Source organism: Lentzea aerocolonigenes (genome assembly GCF_000974445.1).
GTDB lineage: Bacteria > Actinomycetota > Actinomycetes > Mycobacteriales > Pseudonocardiaceae > Lentzea > Lentzea aerocolonigenes.
In genome coordinates this window covers 318,852-334,062 of record NZ_BBOJ01000007.1, presented here as the reverse complement: position 1 = coordinate 334,062, position 15,211 = coordinate 318,852, and the positions used below count along the sequence as shown (strand labels likewise).

At 69.6% G+C, this 15,211-nt stretch carries 16 protein-coding genes; 12 read left to right on the top strand and 4 right to left on the bottom strand.

The features are described from left to right. Window positions 1–3: 3 nt before the first annotated feature. The 6 genes from AOM45_RS16095 (at window position 4) to AOM45_RS16070 (ending at window position 5,777) form a co-directional block, all read left to right on the top strand. Window positions 4–756 carry a DUF427 domain-containing protein gene (locus AOM45_RS16095; protein WP_030470568.1) on the top strand — a complete coding sequence of 251 codons (753 nt, stop codon included), beginning with the start codon at window positions 4–6 and terminating at the stop codon, window positions 754–756. Between the two features lie 62 nt (window positions 757–818). Continuing rightward, window positions 819–1,442, top strand: a complete 624-nt coding sequence (locus tag AOM45_RS16090; RefSeq protein ID WP_035912037.1) for a TetR/AcrR family transcriptional regulator — start codon at window positions 819–821, stop codon at window positions 1,440–1,442. Further along, on the top strand, window positions 1,439–2,986 hold the full coding sequence (locus AOM45_RS16085) for an MDR family MFS transporter (RefSeq protein ID WP_030470570.1): 1,548 nt from the start codon (window positions 1,439–1,441) through the stop codon (window positions 2,984–2,986). Before AOM45_RS16090 ends, AOM45_RS16085 begins: the two co-directional genes overlap by 4 nt. Window positions 2,987–3,076: 90 nt before the next feature. Beyond that, complete coding sequence (locus tag AOM45_RS16080) at window positions 3,077–4,285, top strand: serine hydrolase domain-containing protein (RefSeq protein ID WP_051784202.1); 1,209 nt, start codon at window positions 3,077–3,079, stop codon at window positions 4,283–4,285. Next, complete coding sequence (locus AOM45_RS16075) at window positions 4,282–5,145, top strand: sensor histidine kinase (RefSeq protein ID WP_030470572.1); 864 nt, start codon at window positions 4,282–4,284, stop codon at window positions 5,143–5,145. Before AOM45_RS16080 ends, AOM45_RS16075 begins: the two co-directional genes overlap by 4 nt. Then, window positions 5,142–5,777, top strand: a complete 636-nt coding sequence (locus tag AOM45_RS16070; protein WP_030470573.1) for a response regulator — start codon at window positions 5,142–5,144, stop codon at window positions 5,775–5,777. The genes AOM45_RS16075 and AOM45_RS16070 overlap by 4 nt, the downstream gene beginning before the upstream one ends. A 35-nt stretch (window positions 5,778–5,812) precedes the next feature. Here the strand turns inward: AOM45_RS16070 and AOM45_RS16065 are convergent, their stop codons facing one another. Beyond that, window positions 5,813–7,258, bottom strand: coding sequence for an aldehyde dehydrogenase family protein (locus AOM45_RS16065; protein WP_030470574.1), 1,446 nt, complete (start codon window positions 7,256–7,258; stop codon window positions 5,813–5,815). A 30-nt stretch (window positions 7,259–7,288) separates the two neighbouring features. Further along, complete coding sequence (locus tag AOM45_RS16060) at window positions 7,289–8,050, bottom strand: IclR family transcriptional regulator (protein WP_030470575.1); 762 nt, start codon at window positions 8,048–8,050, stop codon at window positions 7,289–7,291. A 33-nt stretch (window positions 8,051–8,083) separates the two neighbouring features. Between AOM45_RS16060 and AOM45_RS16055 the strand changes: the two genes are divergently transcribed. The 5 genes from AOM45_RS16055 (at window position 8,084) to AOM45_RS16040 (ending at window position 11,908) form a co-directional block, all read left to right on the top strand. Then, window positions 8,084–8,821, top strand: a complete 738-nt coding sequence (locus tag AOM45_RS16055; RefSeq protein ID WP_035912039.1) for a phosphotransferase — start codon at window positions 8,084–8,086, stop codon at window positions 8,819–8,821. Window positions 8,822–8,844: 23 nt separating this feature from the next. Then, a complete protein-coding gene (locus AOM45_RS51780) occupies window positions 8,845–8,997 on the top strand; it encodes a hypothetical protein (RefSeq protein WP_169774277.1) in 153 nt (50 codons plus the stop codon). A 16-nt stretch (window positions 8,998–9,013) separates the two neighbouring features. Then, window positions 9,014–9,193: a hypothetical protein gene (locus AOM45_RS16050; protein WP_035912041.1), complete on the top strand. Its 180-nt coding sequence runs from the start codon at window positions 9,014–9,016 to the stop codon at window positions 9,191–9,193. A 22-nt stretch (window positions 9,194–9,215) separates the two neighbouring features. Continuing rightward, window positions 9,216–10,211, top strand: a complete 996-nt coding sequence (locus AOM45_RS16045) for a YdcF family protein (RefSeq protein WP_156094137.1) — start codon at window positions 9,216–9,218, stop codon at window positions 10,209–10,211. A 71-nt stretch (window positions 10,212–10,282) separates the two neighbouring features. After that, on the top strand, window positions 10,283–11,908 hold the full coding sequence (locus tag AOM45_RS16040; RefSeq protein ID WP_236703677.1) for an IS1634 family transposase: 1,626 nt from the start codon (window positions 10,283–10,285) through the stop codon (window positions 11,906–11,908). Window positions 11,909–12,016: 108 nt separating this feature from the next. Here the strand turns inward: AOM45_RS16040 and AOM45_RS16035 are convergent, their stop codons facing one another. Together AOM45_RS16035 and AOM45_RS16030 are read right to left on the bottom strand one after the other, a co-directional pair. Then, window positions 12,017–12,199, bottom strand: coding sequence for a hypothetical protein (locus AOM45_RS16035; protein WP_030470579.1), 183 nt, complete (start codon window positions 12,197–12,199; stop codon window positions 12,017–12,019). A gap of 67 nt (window positions 12,200–12,266) precedes the next feature. Beyond that, complete coding sequence (locus tag AOM45_RS16030) at window positions 12,267–12,716, bottom strand: hypothetical protein (protein ID WP_030470580.1); 450 nt, start codon at window positions 12,714–12,716, stop codon at window positions 12,267–12,269. A gap of 213 nt (window positions 12,717–12,929) precedes the next feature. Here AOM45_RS16030 and AOM45_RS16025 point away from each other — a divergent pair, with 213 nt between their 5' ends. After that, window positions 12,930–15,188 carry a glycosyl hydrolase family 18 protein gene (locus AOM45_RS16025; RefSeq protein ID WP_236703668.1) on the top strand — a complete coding sequence of 753 codons (2,259 nt, stop codon included), beginning with the start codon at window positions 12,930–12,932 and terminating at the stop codon, window positions 15,186–15,188. Window positions 15,189–15,211: the final 23 nt, after the last annotated feature.

Below are 15,211 nucleotides of genomic sequence, written 5' to 3'. Positions count from 1 at the left end.
GACATGGGCAACGAGCAGCGTGGCCGGGTCCGGGTCGAGACCTCGGCGAAGCGGGTCCGTGCGTACTTCGGTGGCGATCTGGTCGCGGACACGACCTCGCCGCACCTCGTCTGGGAGATCCCCCACTACCCGGCCTACTACCTGCCGCTTTCGGCCGTGCGCGTCGAGCTGAAGCCGACGGGGGAGACCAAGCACTCGCCGAGCAGGGGCGAGGGCGTGCTCCACGACGTGGTCACGGCGGGCGGCACCGCCGAGGGCGCGGCGCTGACCTACCCCGACTCGCCGATCGAGGAGCTGCGGGACCTCGTCCGGTTCGAGTTCTCCGCCATGGACGAGTGGCTGGAGGAGGACGAGCCGATCTACGTGCACCCGCGCGACCCGTACAAGCGGGTCGACGTCCTGGGCAGCTCACGGCACGTGCGGGTCGCGCTCGACGGGGTCACGCTGGCGGCGTCCACACAGCCGCGGATCCTGTTCGAGACGAGCCTTCCACCGCGGTACTACCTGCCGTTGAGCGACGTCCGGTTCGATCTGCTCAGGCCGTCGGACACGCAGACGCACTGCCCGTACAAGGGCACCGCCACGTACTGGTCGGTCGAGGTCAACGGGAAGGTTCACGAGGACCTCGTGTGGATCTACCGGTCCCCGCTGCCCGAGAGCCAGAAAATCGGTGGGATGGCCTGCTTCTTCAGTGAGAGGGTCGATCTCTACGTCGACGGCGAGCTCCAGGCCAAACCGAAAACCCCCTGGTCGTAGGCGACCTACTTCACACTCTGCAAAGTTGCAGTCACTGCAAAACTGTCGTGTACGCTTGCCCCGTGAACCAGCCGGGGGAGAGCCTGCGCGACCGCAAGAAGCGCCGCACGCGTGCCGCGCTCGAGCGGGCGACCGTGCGTCTCGCCGCTGAGCGGGGCTACGACCACGTCACCGTTGAGGAGATCGCCGCCGAGGCCGACGTCTCGGTGCGGACCTTCTTCAACTACTTCGCGAGCAAGGACGAGGCGCTCATCGGCGCGGACCCGGAACTGGGTCCGCGCATGGCCGGGCGCATCGTCGCCGCGGACGCCGGCGTCAGCCCGTTCGAGGCCTACCGGTCCTCGGTGCTCGCCGAGGTCACCGAGGAGATGGACAACGCCCGCGACCTGTGGCTGCTGCGCAAGGACGTCCTGATGCAGCGGCCGGACCTGCTGGTCCGCGCGTTCGCCAGCAACGCGGAGTCCGAGCAGCAGCTCGCGGACGCCGTGGCGCGGCGGGCGGGGCTGCCGGCCTCGCACCTGTACCCGCGCCTGCTGGTCGCCGCCGGGACCGCCGCGTTCCGCTGTGCGATCACGCGCTGGGCGCAGGACGACGCGGTCTCGCTGGGCGACCTGGTCGGTGAGGCGCTCGACCTGTTCGCCACCGGGCTGGCTCACGTGCCGCACCACCACGAAGGGGGATCATGACCACCGAAGCAGAAGTGACACCGGTACACAGCAGACGCGACGTCGTGCAGGCCATGTCCGGCCTGATGCTGGGCATGTTCGTCGCCATCCTGGCGGGCACCGTCGTGTCGAACGCGTTGCCGCGCATCGTCGCCGAGCTGAAGGGCTCGCAGTCGATCTTCGCCTGGATCGTCACCACCGAGCTGCTCGCGATGACGGCGACCGTGCCGCTGTGGGGCAAGCTCGCCGACCTCTACAGCCGCAAGCTGCTGATCCAGGCCTCGCTCAGCCTGTACGTGGCGGGCTCGCTGATCGCGGGCTTCTCGCAGAACATCGAGATGCTGATCGTCAGCCGCGTGGTGCAGGGCCTGGGAGCCGGTGGCGTCACGGCACTCGCCACGATCGTGATGGCGGCGATGATCCCGCCGCGCGAGCTCGGCCGTTACTCCGGCCTGTTCGGCGCCGTGTTCGGCGTCGGCACCGTGGCGGGCCCGCTGATCGGCGGCGTGCTGGTCGACACGTCGTGGCTGGGCTGGCGCTGGTGCTTCTTCGTCGGCGTGCCGTTCGCCCTGGCCGCGATCTGGCTGCTCCAGCGCACCCTGCACCTGCCGGTCGTGCGCAAGGAGGACACGAAGATCGACTACCTGGGCGCGTTCCTGATCGTGTCCGGTGTCTCGACGCTGCTGATCTGGTCCTCGCTGGCCGGTCAGAAGTTCGAGTGGTGGTCGGGCTGGACCGCGGGCCTGGTGACGCTCGGCGTCCTGCTGCTCGTGGCCGCCGTGCGCGTCGAGGCCACGGCGCACGACCCGATCGTGCCGCTGTCGATCTTCCGCAACCGCACCGTCTCGCTCACGACCATCGCCAGCGCCCTGGTCGGTGTCGCGATGTTCGGCGGCACGGTGTTCCTCTCGCAGTACTTCCAGCTCTCGCTCGGCAAGACGCCGACCCAGGCGGGTCTGCTGGGCCTGCCGCTGATCTTCGGCCTGCTGATCTCGTCGACCGTGGCGGGACAGCTGATCACGAAGTTCGGCAAGTGGAAGGCGTTCCTGGTCGCCGGTGGCGTGATCATGGTCGGCGGCATGCTGCTGCTGTCCACGATCACCGCGACCACCACCGTGTTCATGGTGTCCGTGCACATGTTCGTGCTCGGCGTCGGCGTCGGACTGCTGATGCAGAACCTGGTCCTGGCGGCGCAGAACGACGTGCCGGCCAAGGACCTCGGCGCCACCACGTCGACGCTGACGTTCTTCCGCTCGCTGGGCGGTGCGATCGGTGTGTCGGCGCTGGGCGCGGTGCTGGCGAGCAAGGTCTCGTCGCTCGCGGCCGAGAAGTTCGGGCCGATGGGCGGCACGGGTGGCAACGAGGTGCCGGACATCTCGGTGCTGCCGCCCGCGGTCAAGGCCGTGATCGCCGAGATCTACGCGACGGCGACGGCGGAGATCTTCCTGGTGGGCGCGCCGTTCGCGGTGCTGGCGCTGCTCGCGGTGGTGTTCATCAAGGAGAAGCCGCTCAAGGAGCAGAGCGGTGACGACAGGCTGGCGGCGGAGATGGCCGCGGGTCACTGAGTTCCCCCAGCGGACCCCTGACTTTCGTCGGGGGTCCGCTCTGTCTTTCGGGTCGGGTTTCTCCTGCTCGCGCTCCATACGTTGTGGGACATGAACATCTGGGGTGCAGCACTCACGCTGCTGGTGTCCACCTTCGCGGGCGAGGCCTCCCATCCGGGCGTCGCGGTGGCGATCACCAAGGGGGACCAGGTCGTCGCCGTCGAGGCCTACGGGCACGACTCGGCGGGCGAGCCGATCACGGGGAACACGAAGATGGCGATCGCGTCGGTCAGCAAGTCGTTCACGGCACTCGCCGTCCGGCAGCTCGCCGACGCGGGCAAGATCGACCTGGACCGTCCGGTCTTCGACTCACGGGTCACACCGCGTCAGCTGCTCGGTCACACGTCGGGCATCAGCGACCGCACGTTGCCGGAGAAGAGCCTGGCGCAGCCGAACACTCCCGCGGAGGCTCTCGACCGGGCACGGGAGGTGCTGCGGGAGGCCGTCCCCGACGGTCAGTTCCGGTACACCAACACGAACTACCACCTGGCCGCGCGGCTGGTCGAGCTCGCGTCGGGGGAGAACTTCAACGCCTACCTGAAGAAGCACGTCTTCGAACCCCTCGGGATGCGGGACACCGTCGCGATCGACGTGACGCCGCGGGACCTGCCACCGGACTTCCGCAAGGGCCACGGCTACGCCTACGGGTTCTCGGTCCCGCTCACCGAGCCGCACCGGTTCGTCACCGGGTCGGACGGCGTGATCACCACGGCCTCGGACATGGCCAAGTGGCTGGCCGCCCAACCGGAGCTGGCGCCGCGGGACGGCATGGGCTGGCAGGCCGACTCCGAGGGCCGGTTGCGGCACAACGGCATCTGGTTCACCGCCACGGCCGGTCAGCTGATCACCCCGTCCGGGTACGGGATCGCGGTCATGTCCACCAGCGGGCTCACGCTCGGCAACGAGGGCACGTACGCGCTGGAGAACGGCATCGCCGACCTCGTGGACGGCAAGGCACCACCGGAGCCCACGTCGTACCGGCTGCTGATCGACCTCGTGCTGGCGGGACTGACGTTGTTGTCGCTCGCGCTGGGGATTCGTGCCCTGCGGCGGCCGCGGAGGTTCCACAAGGCGTGGCAGGTGCTGAGGTTCGTGCCGCTCGCCGTGCTGCTGGCGTTGCCCGCGTTGCTGGGAGTCCTGTACGGAGGCCGGGACATGACGTTCTTCCAACTGATGCACTATTCGCTGCCGCTTGTGGTGTGGTTGGGCGTGTCGAGCGTGATGAACGCCGGCGTGGCGGTGGTGAGGTGGAGGCGATGAGGACGGCAGCCCTCGCGGGATGCGTCGCGGTGGCGGTCGCGGTCTCGTTCGCGATGCACGACGGCGTTCCACCGTGGACGGTGGCGGTGTGGATTCCCCTGTTCATCGCGTCGTTCCTGCTGGGACGTCGTACGGCCAACGGGTGGACGGCACTGGTGTTGGCGGGCGCTGTCGCGGGTGGCCTGATGGGTCTCACCGTGGTGGGTCTCGCGGTGGCGCTGCCGTGGTTCCTGGGCCGCGTCGCGCACCAGCAGGCCGCACTGGCCGCCGCCGGTGCCGAGGCCGCTCACCTGCGCGAACGCACCCGGATCGCGCACGAGGTGCACGACACGCTCGGCCACGAGCTGAGCCTGATCGCGTTGCAGGCCGGTGCGCTGGAGATGACGGTGCCCGCCGAGCACCAGGACGCGGCGGCGCGGCTGAGGGTGACGGCGGCCGCGGCCACGGAACGGCTGGCGGACCTCGTGCTCCTGTTGAGGGAGGGCGACCCGCCGTCCGTGCTGGAGTTGCGCGACCTCGTGGACCGCGCGGTGGCGGCGGGGTTGCGGGTCGAGTTCTCCGTGGACGGTGCCGTGCCGTCCACTGTGGAGCCGACCGTGCTCCGGGTGGTGCAGGAGGCGTTGACGAACGCCGCCAAGCACGCGCCGAAGTCCTTGCTGCTGCTGAAGGTCACGTCGGAGGACGCGACGACGGTCGTCGAGGCGAGCAACGATGCGGGACTGCGCCGGGGTGCGGGCAGCCGCCTGGGCCTGGTCGCGTTGCGCGAACGGGTGCGGCTCGCGGGAGGTACGCTGCGCGTCAGCCGTGGCGGGGGCAGGTTCGAGCTGGTCGCCACGCTTCCACACGCGGGGGAGTCGTGATCCGGGTTCTGCTCGCCGACGACGAGGCGATGGTGCGTGCCGGCGTGCGCGCCATCCTCGGTTCCGATCCGGCGATCGAGGTGGTGGCGGAGGCGTCCGACGGGCGCGAGGCCGTCGACCTCGCTCTGAAGCACCGGCCGGACGTCGTGCTGCTGGACGTCCGCATGCCGCGCCTCGACGGGCTGGAGGCGGCCCGCGAGCTGGCACGCCTCGGCTTCGGGGTGGCGATGCTGACGACGTTCAACGACGACGGCTACCTGGAACAGGCACTGGACGGCGGCGCACGGGGCTTCCTGCTGAAGTCGGGCGACCCGCGCGAGCTGATCGCGGGCGTGCACGCGCTGGCGTCCGGCGGCGCCTACCTCGCCCCCAAGGTCGCGGCACGGATGATCACGCGGTTCCGCGGCGGCCGGACGGGCCGGGCGAAGTCCCTGGTGGAGTCGCTGACCGCGCGCGAACGGGACGTGCTGGCGTTGCTGGGCGAAGGGCTGTCGAACGCGCAGATCGCCCGGCGCCTGGACCTGGTCGAGGGCACGGTGAAGGGGCACGTGAGCGCCATCCTGACCCGGCTCGGGGCGGAGAACCGGGTGCAGGCGGCGATCGTCGCGCACGAAGCAGGGCTGGCGAGCTGAACCGGGCCTCGCCGGTGGCGCGGCCCGGAACGTCGCTAGATCGGGAAGTGGCCGTGCCCACCGGCCACGGTGACCCACCGGGTCGCCGAGAAGGACTCGATGCCCCACCGGCCACCGAACCTGCCGTACCCGCTGGCCTTGACCCCGCCGAACGGCACCTGCGGCGCGTCGTCCACGGTCTGGTTGCCGACGTGCACGATGCCGGTGCGGATCCGCCGGGCGAGGGCCAGGCCGCGCCGTGCGTCCTCGGTGAGGATGCCCGCTGTCAGGCCGTGCTCGGTGTCGTTGGCGATGGCGACGGCCTCGTCGTCGTCCGCGACCGCAGTCACGACGACGGCCGGGCCGAAGATCTCCTCGGTGAAGATGCGCATCCGCGGCGTCACGCCGTCCAGCACGTGCGGGACGCCGTCACCACCGGCCCGCACGCGAGCACCCGCCTCGACCGCCTCGGAGACCAGCGCGGCCACGCGTTCGGCGGAGCGCGGCGTGATCACGGGACCGATCACCGTGCCGGGGTCGGCCGGGTCGCCGTGGGGGAGCGAGGCGACCTTGGCGGCGAACTTCGCCGTGAACTCCTCCGCCACCGACTCGTGCACCAGGATCCGGTCGGCCGACATGCAGATCTGACCGGCGTTGAAGAACGCGCTGAACGTCGCCGCCTCGACCGCGTGGTCGAGGTCCGCGTCGTCGAGCACCAGCAACGAGTTCTTGCCGCCGAGCTCCAGGACCGCGGGCTTGAGGTGTTGTGCGGCAAGGGTTCCGACGATCCGGCCGACCTCGGTCGACCCGGTGAAGTTCACCGCCCGCACCCGCGGGTCGGCGATCAGCGCCTCCGCGATCTCCGCGGCGTCGGACGGTGCGTTCGTCACGACGTTGAGCACGCCCGCCGGCAACCCGGCCTCGTGCAGCACGTCGGCGATGAACAGCCCGGCCGCGATCGGCGCGTCCTCGCTGGGCTTCATCACCACGGTGTTGCCGGCGGCGAGCGGGGCGGCGACGGCGCGCGTGCTGAGGATGATCGGCGCGTTCCACGGCGAGAACGCCGCCACCACGCCGAGCGGCTCCCGCACCGCGAGCGACAGCTGCCCCGGCGTCTCCGTGGTCAGCACCTCGCCGACCGGCTGGGTGACCGCCGCGGCCGCCTCGCGCAGCATGCCGGCCGCCAGCATCACGTTGAAACCGGCCCACCCGGCGACACCGCCGACCTCCTGGGCCATCAGCGCGATGGCCTCCGGCGTGCGGGACTCCAGCACGTCGGCGGCTTTCAGCAGAATTCGCCGCCGGGCCGACGGCGGCGTCGCGGACCACTCCGCGAACGCCTCCTCCGCCGCGTCGACGGCACGCGCGACGTCGGCGGTCCCTGCCGCGGCGACGACGGCGTACACCTCACCCGTGTAGGGGTTGAGGTCGTCGGTGGTGCGGCCGTCCAGCGCGGGAACGCTTTCGCCGCCAATGATGAGCTCACGCTTTTCGCTTGCCACGGTTGAAGATTCAACCGCTTGTGAGGTACGTCATCCAAGACCTTCTTCCGGTGGGTGGAAACCCGGCTGCAGCGTCCGCCCGATGCCCTTCGCCGCGACCTGCAACGCCGCCACCAACCTGGCCCGCACGTTGCGCAGGTCCGGCACCACGATGCCGAGCGCCGCGACGACGTGCCCGTCCACCTCGACCGGCACCGCCACGCTGCACGCCCCGAGCGTCATCTCCTCGAACGTCTGCGCGTACCCGTCACGCCGGATCCGGTGCAGCTGCGCGCGCATCCGTCCCGGCTCGGTGACCGTGTACGGGGTCAGGCGGGTCAGCTTGTGCTGGAGGACCTCCTCCTGCACCTCCGCGGGCGCGTGCGCGAGCAGCACCTTGCCGACACCGGTCGAGTGCAGCGGCAACCGGCTGCCGGTCGAGCTCACGATCGGCACCGACGCGTGCCCGGACACCCGGTCGAGGTACAGGACCTCCGTTCCCTCCCGCACGGCCAGGTGCACCACGGCCCGTGTCGCGGCGTGCAGGTCGTGCAGGAACGGTTCCGCGACCCGGCTCAGGTCCACCTCCCCGGACGCGAGCAGGCCGAGCCGCCAGATCCGCCGCCCGATCACGTACTCCCCGGAGTCGAGCCGCCGCACCGCACCCCACTCGGCCAGTTCGGCCAGCAACCGGTGCACGGTGCTGATCGGCAGCCCGCTGCGCCGCGCGATGCCGCTGAGCGTCTGGCGGCGGTGCCGGCTGTCGAACGTGCCGAGCAGCGACAGCAGCTTGGAGGAGACGGTGGCGGCCACCCCGAGATTCTGACCCCTGGTAACACTGGGCGCGTGACGTACCTCGGTGAGGGCTGGGACAGCACGGCCGTGCTGGTCGACGAACGCTGGGTGGAACGGCGGCCGCGCCGTCCCGAGATCGGGCCGCAGCTCGAACGCGAGTCCGTGGTGATGCCGTGGCTCGCTCCTCTGCTGCCGCTGCCCGTCCCGGTGCCGGTGGTGGTGTCGCGCAATCCGGTGGTGGTGCGGCACGAACTGGTGCCCGGCGAGGAACTGACGGCGTTGAACGCGGAGCAGGGCAGGCAGCTCGGCGAGTTCCTGTTCGCGCTGCACGCGGCGCCCGTGGCGGAGGCGGTGCGGAGCGGCGTCGGGCCCAGGCCGTTGCCGGTGGAACGGTTCCGCGCCGAGGTGCGGGTGCCCGGCGGCGAGGAGTTCCTGGCCGAGCTCGACGGGCTGCCCGTGGACACGCTCGTGCACGGCGACCTCGGTCCCGAGCACGTGCTGGGCCGTGACGGCGTGCTGACCGGCGTGATCGACTTCGGTGACCTGCACGTCGGGGACGCGGCGGTCGACCTGGCGTGGGCGCTGCACGGCACGCCGCCCGAGTTCGCCGAGGCGTTCGCGGACACCTACGGCGTGGACCGTGAGCTGCGCAGACGTGCGTTGATCTGGCACCGGCTCGGGCCGTGGCACGAGGTGCTGTACGGCAACGACATCGGCGACCGGGAGGTGGCGGAGGTTGGTCTGGCTGGAGTACTCGACCGCCTCGGGACCGGGGTATCCCCGATCTAGGAAGTCACTGTGAGGAGGACGAGATGCCCTGGGTTCGCCGGCACCGCCGCAGCGCGCCGTTCAGCTTCTTCCGCACGACCACGGTCCGCAGCCACTACCGCAGGCCGCCCACCGGCGCGCTGATCCCGATCGTCGTCGCGATCGCCGTGATCGTGCTGCTCATCGCCCTGTTCTGAGGGTAGGGTCGAAGGCATGGGTCAGTTGGGCGAGTTGTTCCCGGGGCGCAAGCTCCGCACCGAGGCGACGGACTCCGGCACCGGCGAGGACTACGAGGAGACCGGTCCGCTCGACCTCACCGCGGGTGCGGTGCGGTTGAGGCCGCGGCCGAAACCCGCAGCGCAGCCCGCCCCGGAATCCAACAGCACCGAATGATCATCGGTATTACCCTTGGCCGGTGCCGGCCGCCCTGCTCTTCCTGATCCCTGCCGTCTTCTTCGTGTACGGGATGCTGCGCGACCGCCGCAGGCTGAGCAACGCGGTCTGGCTGGGCATCGCGCTGGTGATGCTGTTGCTGCTCCTGGCGGAGGCCGGGCGGGACAACCCGGTGCTCAGCCTGCCGCTGGTGCTCGCGTTCATGCTGGCCGTGCTGGGCCTGCTGCTGCTCCCGCTCGCGTTGCTGGCCAACGGCCTGGTGATGGTCCGCCGCGAGGGCCGTTCACTCGGCAACCTGCTCTCGCTGCTCGCCGGTCTCGCGCTGCTGGGTGAGATGGCCTACTTCGGGTGGGGCATCAGCCAGTCCAACGACTGGGTCCGCGGCAGCGCGATCGGCCTTTTCCTGGTGTCGGCCTACATCGCGTTCCTGTTCGTGAGCCTGCTGCTGTACTCGGTGATCTACGGCCGCACCGGGCGCCGCAGCGGGTTCGACGGCATCGTGGTGCTCGGCGCCGGCCTGCTCGGCTCCCGCGTGCCGCCGCTGCTCGCGAACCGGCTCGAGCGCGCGTTGCGGCTGTACCGGCGCGAACAGGAAGCGGGCCGCTCGCCGGTGATCGTCGTGACGGGCGGGAAGGGCTCCGACGAGCACGTGTCGGAGGCGTTCGCGATGAGCGAGTACCTGTTCGAGCGCGGCGTGCCCGCCGAGGACGTGGTGCTGGAGGACCAGGCGACCACCACGGAGGAGAACCTCCGCTACAGCAAGAAGTTGCTCGCCGATCGCGGCCTCACCGGCCGGGTCGTCGCCGTCACGAACAACTACCACGTGTTCCGCACCGCCGTGCTCTCCCGCAAGCAGGGTCTGCGGTTGCAGGTCATCGGCGCGCCGACGGCCTGGTACTTCGTGCCCAGCGCGTTCCTGCGGGAGTTCGTGGCGCTGCTGGTCCGCAACCCGGTCGTGCACGGCCTGGCGTGTGTGGTGCTGATGGCAGGTGGGCTGGCGCTGACGCAGATCGGCTAGCCCCGTCTTTCGCACATGAGGTCGGTTGGGGCCGCTACAGCGATTCGCCTTGATCATCTTATCGTGGCGGGATGCGGGAACGACGGTCTCGGCAGCCGATGGCCTATGGCGGGCCGAGTGTGGAGAAGGTGCTGGGTGCGTTGCCGGTGGTGGCCGAGTACTGCCACCGGCTGGACCTCGCGGGGATCGTCGACCGGGCCTGCCCGATCCGCGAGGATGTGGCGATCCTGACGCACGGGCAGGTGATCGAGGCGCTGGTGGCGAACCGGCTGACCTCACCATCGCCGTTGTACCGGGTCCAGGACTGGGCGCGGGCCTGGGCGGTCGGGGAGACACTCGGCATCGACCCGGCCGCGCTGGGCGATGACCGGATCGCCCGCGCCTTGGACGCGATCGCGCCGGAACTCGACAGGATCGTCGGATCGGTTGGGGCGCAAGCGATCGCCGCGTTCGGGGTGGATGTGTCCCGGCTGCACTGGGACATGACCTCGATCTCGCTGTTCGGTGCCTACGAGCAGGCTGATGACCAGTTCGCGACCCCGAAGTTCGGTCATCCGAAGGACCGCCGCCCGGATCTGAAGCAGATCCAGGCCGGGCTGGCGGCGACCGCCGATGGCGGGATCCCGCTCTGGCACCGCGCCTACGACGGCAACGCCGGCGAGGTGGCCCAGGTCGTGGGTGCGATGACCGCGTTGAAAGACGTTGCCGGGCCGAGGAGTTTCCTGCTCGTCGGTGACTCCAAACTCGTCTCCTACGGCAATCTGCACGCGATGATCGCGGCTGGGGTGGAGTTCATCGCCCCGGCGTCCAAGCTCTACGTCAGCACTGCCGAGCTGGCCGGGCTCGACATCGACGCGGCCGCCACCGTGGACTACACCGCGGAACGTGACGCGGGCAAGCCCGCCGATCGCACTGGCGCCTGGCGGGTGCTCGAAGACGAACTCGTCGTGCCCGGCAAGAAGAAGACCGATCCCGCGCTGCGGTTGCGGCGGGTGTTCGTGCACTCCAGCGCGCGAGCCGCAGCGGCCGTCACGGCGCGGACCAAGAAGCTCGACCGCGCCCGCGATGACCTGGAACGGCTGACCCGCGGCCTGGGATCGCGGCACTACCCGACTGAGCAGGCCGTGACCGACCGGGTCACCGCCATCGCCCGCGACCGCCGGGTCAAGGCCTACCTGCGCAGCGAGACCGGCACCGACCCGGCCACCGGCAAACCCGCCCTGACCTGGTGGTTCGACCAGGCCACCGTGGACGCGGAGGCCGCTACCGACGGCTGGTACGCCCTGCTCACCAACCTGCCCGCCACCATCGACGCCGCAGAAGTGTTGATCCGCTACAAAGGCCAGGAAGTGGTGGAACGCCGCTACAGCGCGTTCAAGGGCCCGCTCGCGGTCGCGCCGATGTTCCTCAAGACCAACCGGCGCATCGAGGCCCTGATCACCGTGATCTGCCTGGCATTGCTGATCTTCTGCCTCGTCGAGCGTTCCGTGCGCCGAGCCCTCGCCCCGGACACCGCCATGACCGGGCTGTATCCCGGCCAGAAAGCCAAGCCCACCGGCACGCTCATCTTCCAGGCCCTGGCCGGGTTACGGCTGATCCCGGCCACCAACGGGCAACCCGCGACCATCCCGCAACCCGGCCCTGTCCAGGCCAGACTGCTCGACCTTCTTGCCGTCGACCCGACTCAACCACCATGATCAATAAATCCCCGATTCCGGGGACCATCTCACTCATCGCCATGTGCGAAAGACGGGGCTAGCGGGTGACACGAGAAGAGCCGGGGCTGTCCGCCCCGGCTCTTCCGCCTACTGGTCCTTGCCCGCCGGTGCGACGAGCGTCGGCGGTTTCGTGGCCTCGGGCTGTTCCGAGGTCACCCGCGTGCCGTTCTGCTCCTTGCCGTCGTCACTCGCCGCCGCTGCCACACCCACACCCAGCACGAGCGCGACCACCGCGATCCCCGTCGCGGCCGCTGCCTTCTTCCCCAGCATGTCTCCCCCTTTCGGTCGGGTGAGACGAGCTTGCGGGGCAGACCTTGGCGAAACATTGGTTCCCAGGTCACGCGGCCGGGCTGAACCGCATGATCCAGTTCGTCTCCCAGGTGGCACCGTCGTCGTAGGAGAACTGCTGCTGCCAGACCGGTTCGGCACCCGCGGTCCAGTCGAACCGCACCTTCACCGCCTGCCCGCCGACCACGTCGTCGCCGAAGAACACGCCGTGGTCGCCCTCGAACCGGCCTTCCACCGGCGGGTCGAGGTGGCCGGGCGCGCGGGTGGAGGCCCACCAGATGCGCCAGACCTGCCGTTCGGGGTCGTACTGGCGCAGCGTCATGCCCTCCCAGCCGGGCGCGTGCAGCGTGTCGACGTTCGCCGCGCCACCCAGAACCGGCCGGCAGTCGGACTCCGCGTCGAACTCGACCCACTCCGTGCCGCGTCCGGGAATGTCGGCGATCTTGCGGTTCGTGACGTGCCAGCGGCCGTGGAAGAAGTCGAAGTCGTTTGCACTCATGGGAGGGACGCTAAGCCGTATCACTGACATCCGATGTCAGTGATCGCGTTGAGCTGCCGCAAACGTTGTCAGTGATCGACCCGTTGACGTAAAGGTCTGGACCATTTTACCGTTCGGGGCAGTGGCCGCCGCCCTAGCCAGGAGGTCCTTCCCTTGCGACTGCTCACCAGAGTGGTCCCGGCGCTAGCCCTGCTAGCCGGGACCCTGATAGCCGTGACCAACGCGCCCACCGCGGCCGCCGCCCACGAGGACTGCCGGCCGGACGGGCTCTACAAGACGACGGGCGTCGACGTGCCCTACTGCACCGTCTACGACACCGCCGGCCGCGAGAACCTGGGCTCGGACAAGTCCCGCCGCGTCATCGGCTACTTCACCAGCTGGAGGACCGGCAAGAACGGTCAGCCGGGGTACCTCGCCAAGGACATCCCCTGGTCGAAGGTCACGCACCTCAACTACGCGTTCGCGCACATCGACGCGCAGAACAAGATCTCGGTCGGTGCTCAGGACGCCGGCAACTCGTCGATCGGCATGGAGTGGCCGGGTGTCGCCGGTGCCGAGATGGACCCGTCGTTGCCCTACAAGGGGCACTTCAACCAGCTCACCAAGTTCAAGAAGCAGTACCCGAACGTCAAGACGCTGATCTCCATCGGCGGCTGGGCGGAGACCGGTGGCTTCTTCAACGCCGACGGCACGCGCAACGCGTCGGGTGGCTTCTACAAGCTGGGGCAGTCGCAGGCGGCGATCGACACGTTCGCGGACAGCGTGGTGGGTTTCCTGCGCCAGTACGGGTTCAACGGCGCCGACATCGACTACGAGTACGCCACGTCGAACAACCACGCGGGCAACCCGGACGACTTCTGGATCTCCAACGCCAACCGCGGCACGTTGTGGGCCGGGTACCAGGCCATCATGAAGACGTTGCGGGAGAAGCTCGACCGCGCCGGTGCCGCCGACGGCAAGCACTACCTGCTCACCGCCGCCGTGCCCGCGTCCGGCTGGCTGCTGCGCGGCCAGGAGTCCTACCAGGTCGTGAAGTACCTCGACTACCTCAACGTCATGAGCTACGACCTGCACGGTTCGTGGAACCACTTCGTCGGGCCGAACGCCGCGCTCTACGACGACGGCAAGGACGGCGAGCTCTCCGCCGGTGGCGTGTACACGGCGCCGCAGTACGAAGGAATGGGCTACCTCAACACCGACTGGGCGTACCACTACTACCGCGGCGCCATGCAGGCCGGACGCATCAACATCGGCGTGCCGTTCTACTCGCGCGGCTGGCAGGGCGTCACCGGTGGCACCAACGGGTTGTGGGGCAGGGCCGCGCTGCCGGACCAGTCGAAGTGCCCGCCCGGCACCGGTTCGTCGGTCGGCTCGACCACGCCGTGCGGCAACGGCGCGACCGGCATCGACAACCTCTGGCACGACGTCACGGCGGGTGGCGCCGAGGTTCCGTCCGGGGTGAACCCGTTGTGGCACATCAAGAACCTCGAAGCCAAGGTCACCGGTTCGTACTCCTCGCAGTACGGCCTGGACCCGGTCAACGACCCGGCGGACCGCCTGACCGGAACCTACACGCCGTACTACGACGCGACGCTGAAGTCGCCGTGGCTGTGGAACAACGACAAGAAGGTGTTCCTCTCCACGGAGACCGAGCAGTCGATCGCGGAGAAGGCCAAGTACGTGCGCGACAAGGGTCTTGGCGGCATCATGATCTGGGAGCTCGCCGGCGACTACAACTACGACTCCGTCAAGAAGGAGTACTTCATCGGCGACACGCTGCTGTCGACCATCAACACCGGTCTGAACGGCGCCGCGCCCTACGGTGCCTCGAAGGCGTCGTCCCAGCAGTCGCAGTCGCTCGCGGTCGACGTGGACGTGTACGGCTTCGCGCTGGGGGACAACAACTACCCGATCACGCCGAAGATCAAGTTCACGAACCGGTCGACCGTCACGATCCCCGGCGGCACGAAGATCGCGTTCGACTACGGCACCAGCGCGCCGGGCAGCATGGCCGACCAGTCCGGCTTCGGGCTCAAGGTCGTGGCGAAGGGCCACAGCGGCTCCAACGCAGGCGGCCTGAAGGGTGACTTCCAGAAGGCGGAGCTCACGCTGCCGTCGTGGCAGTCGCTCGCACCGGGCGCGTCGATCGAGATGACGGTCAGCTACCAGCTGCCGATCTCGACGCCGTCGAACTTCGTGTTCACGTTCGGCGGCCAGTCGTACGCCATCAGCGCGGACTATCCGAAGATCGGCGGTGGCAGCACGCCGACGTCCACGACCACCACGACGACGACCACCACCACGTCGAACCCGGCCTGTTCGCTGCCCGCGTGGGACCGCGAGCAGGTCTACACTGGCGGCAACGAGGTGTCGCACAAGGGCCGCAAGTGGCGCGCCCAGTGGTGGACGAAGGGTGAGGAACCCGGCACCACCGGTGAGTGGGGCGTCTGGCGCGACCAAGGCGCCTGTTAGCCAGCGAATTGTCAGGCGCGGGT

Excerpts from the sequence above, each read along its gene's own strand:
- AOM45_RS16040 (WP_236703677.1), top strand. The coding sequence starts at position 10,283 with ATGCGGGAACGACGGTCTCGGCAGCCGATGGCCTATGGCGGGCCGAGT.
- AOM45_RS16080 (WP_051784202.1), top strand. The coding sequence starts at position 3,077 with ATGAACATCTGGGGTGCAGCACTCACGCTGCTGGTGTCCACCTTCGCG.
- AOM45_RS16050 (WP_035912041.1), top strand. The coding sequence starts at position 9,014 with ATGGGTCAGTTGGGCGAGTTGTTCCCGGGGCGCAAGCTCCGCACCGAG.
- AOM45_RS16075 (WP_030470572.1), top strand. The coding sequence starts at position 4,282 with ATGAGGACGGCAGCCCTCGCGGGATGCGTCGCGGTGGCGGTCGCGGTC.
- AOM45_RS16095 (WP_030470568.1), top strand. The coding sequence starts at position 4 with ATGGGCAACGAGCAGCGTGGCCGGGTCCGGGTCGAGACCTCGGCGAAG.
- AOM45_RS16035 (WP_030470579.1), bottom strand. The coding sequence starts at position 12,199 with ATGCTGGGGAAGAAGGCAGCGGCCGCGACGGGGATCGCGGTGGTCGCG.
- AOM45_RS16085 (WP_030470570.1), top strand. The coding sequence starts at position 1,439 with ATGACCACCGAAGCAGAAGTGACACCGGTACACAGCAGACGCGACGTC.
- AOM45_RS51780 (WP_169774277.1), top strand. The coding sequence starts at position 8,845 with ATGCCCTGGGTTCGCCGGCACCGCCGCAGCGCGCCGTTCAGCTTCTTC.
- AOM45_RS16030 (WP_030470580.1), bottom strand. The coding sequence starts at position 12,716 with ATGAGTGCAAACGACTTCGACTTCTTCCACGGCCGCTGGCACGTCACG.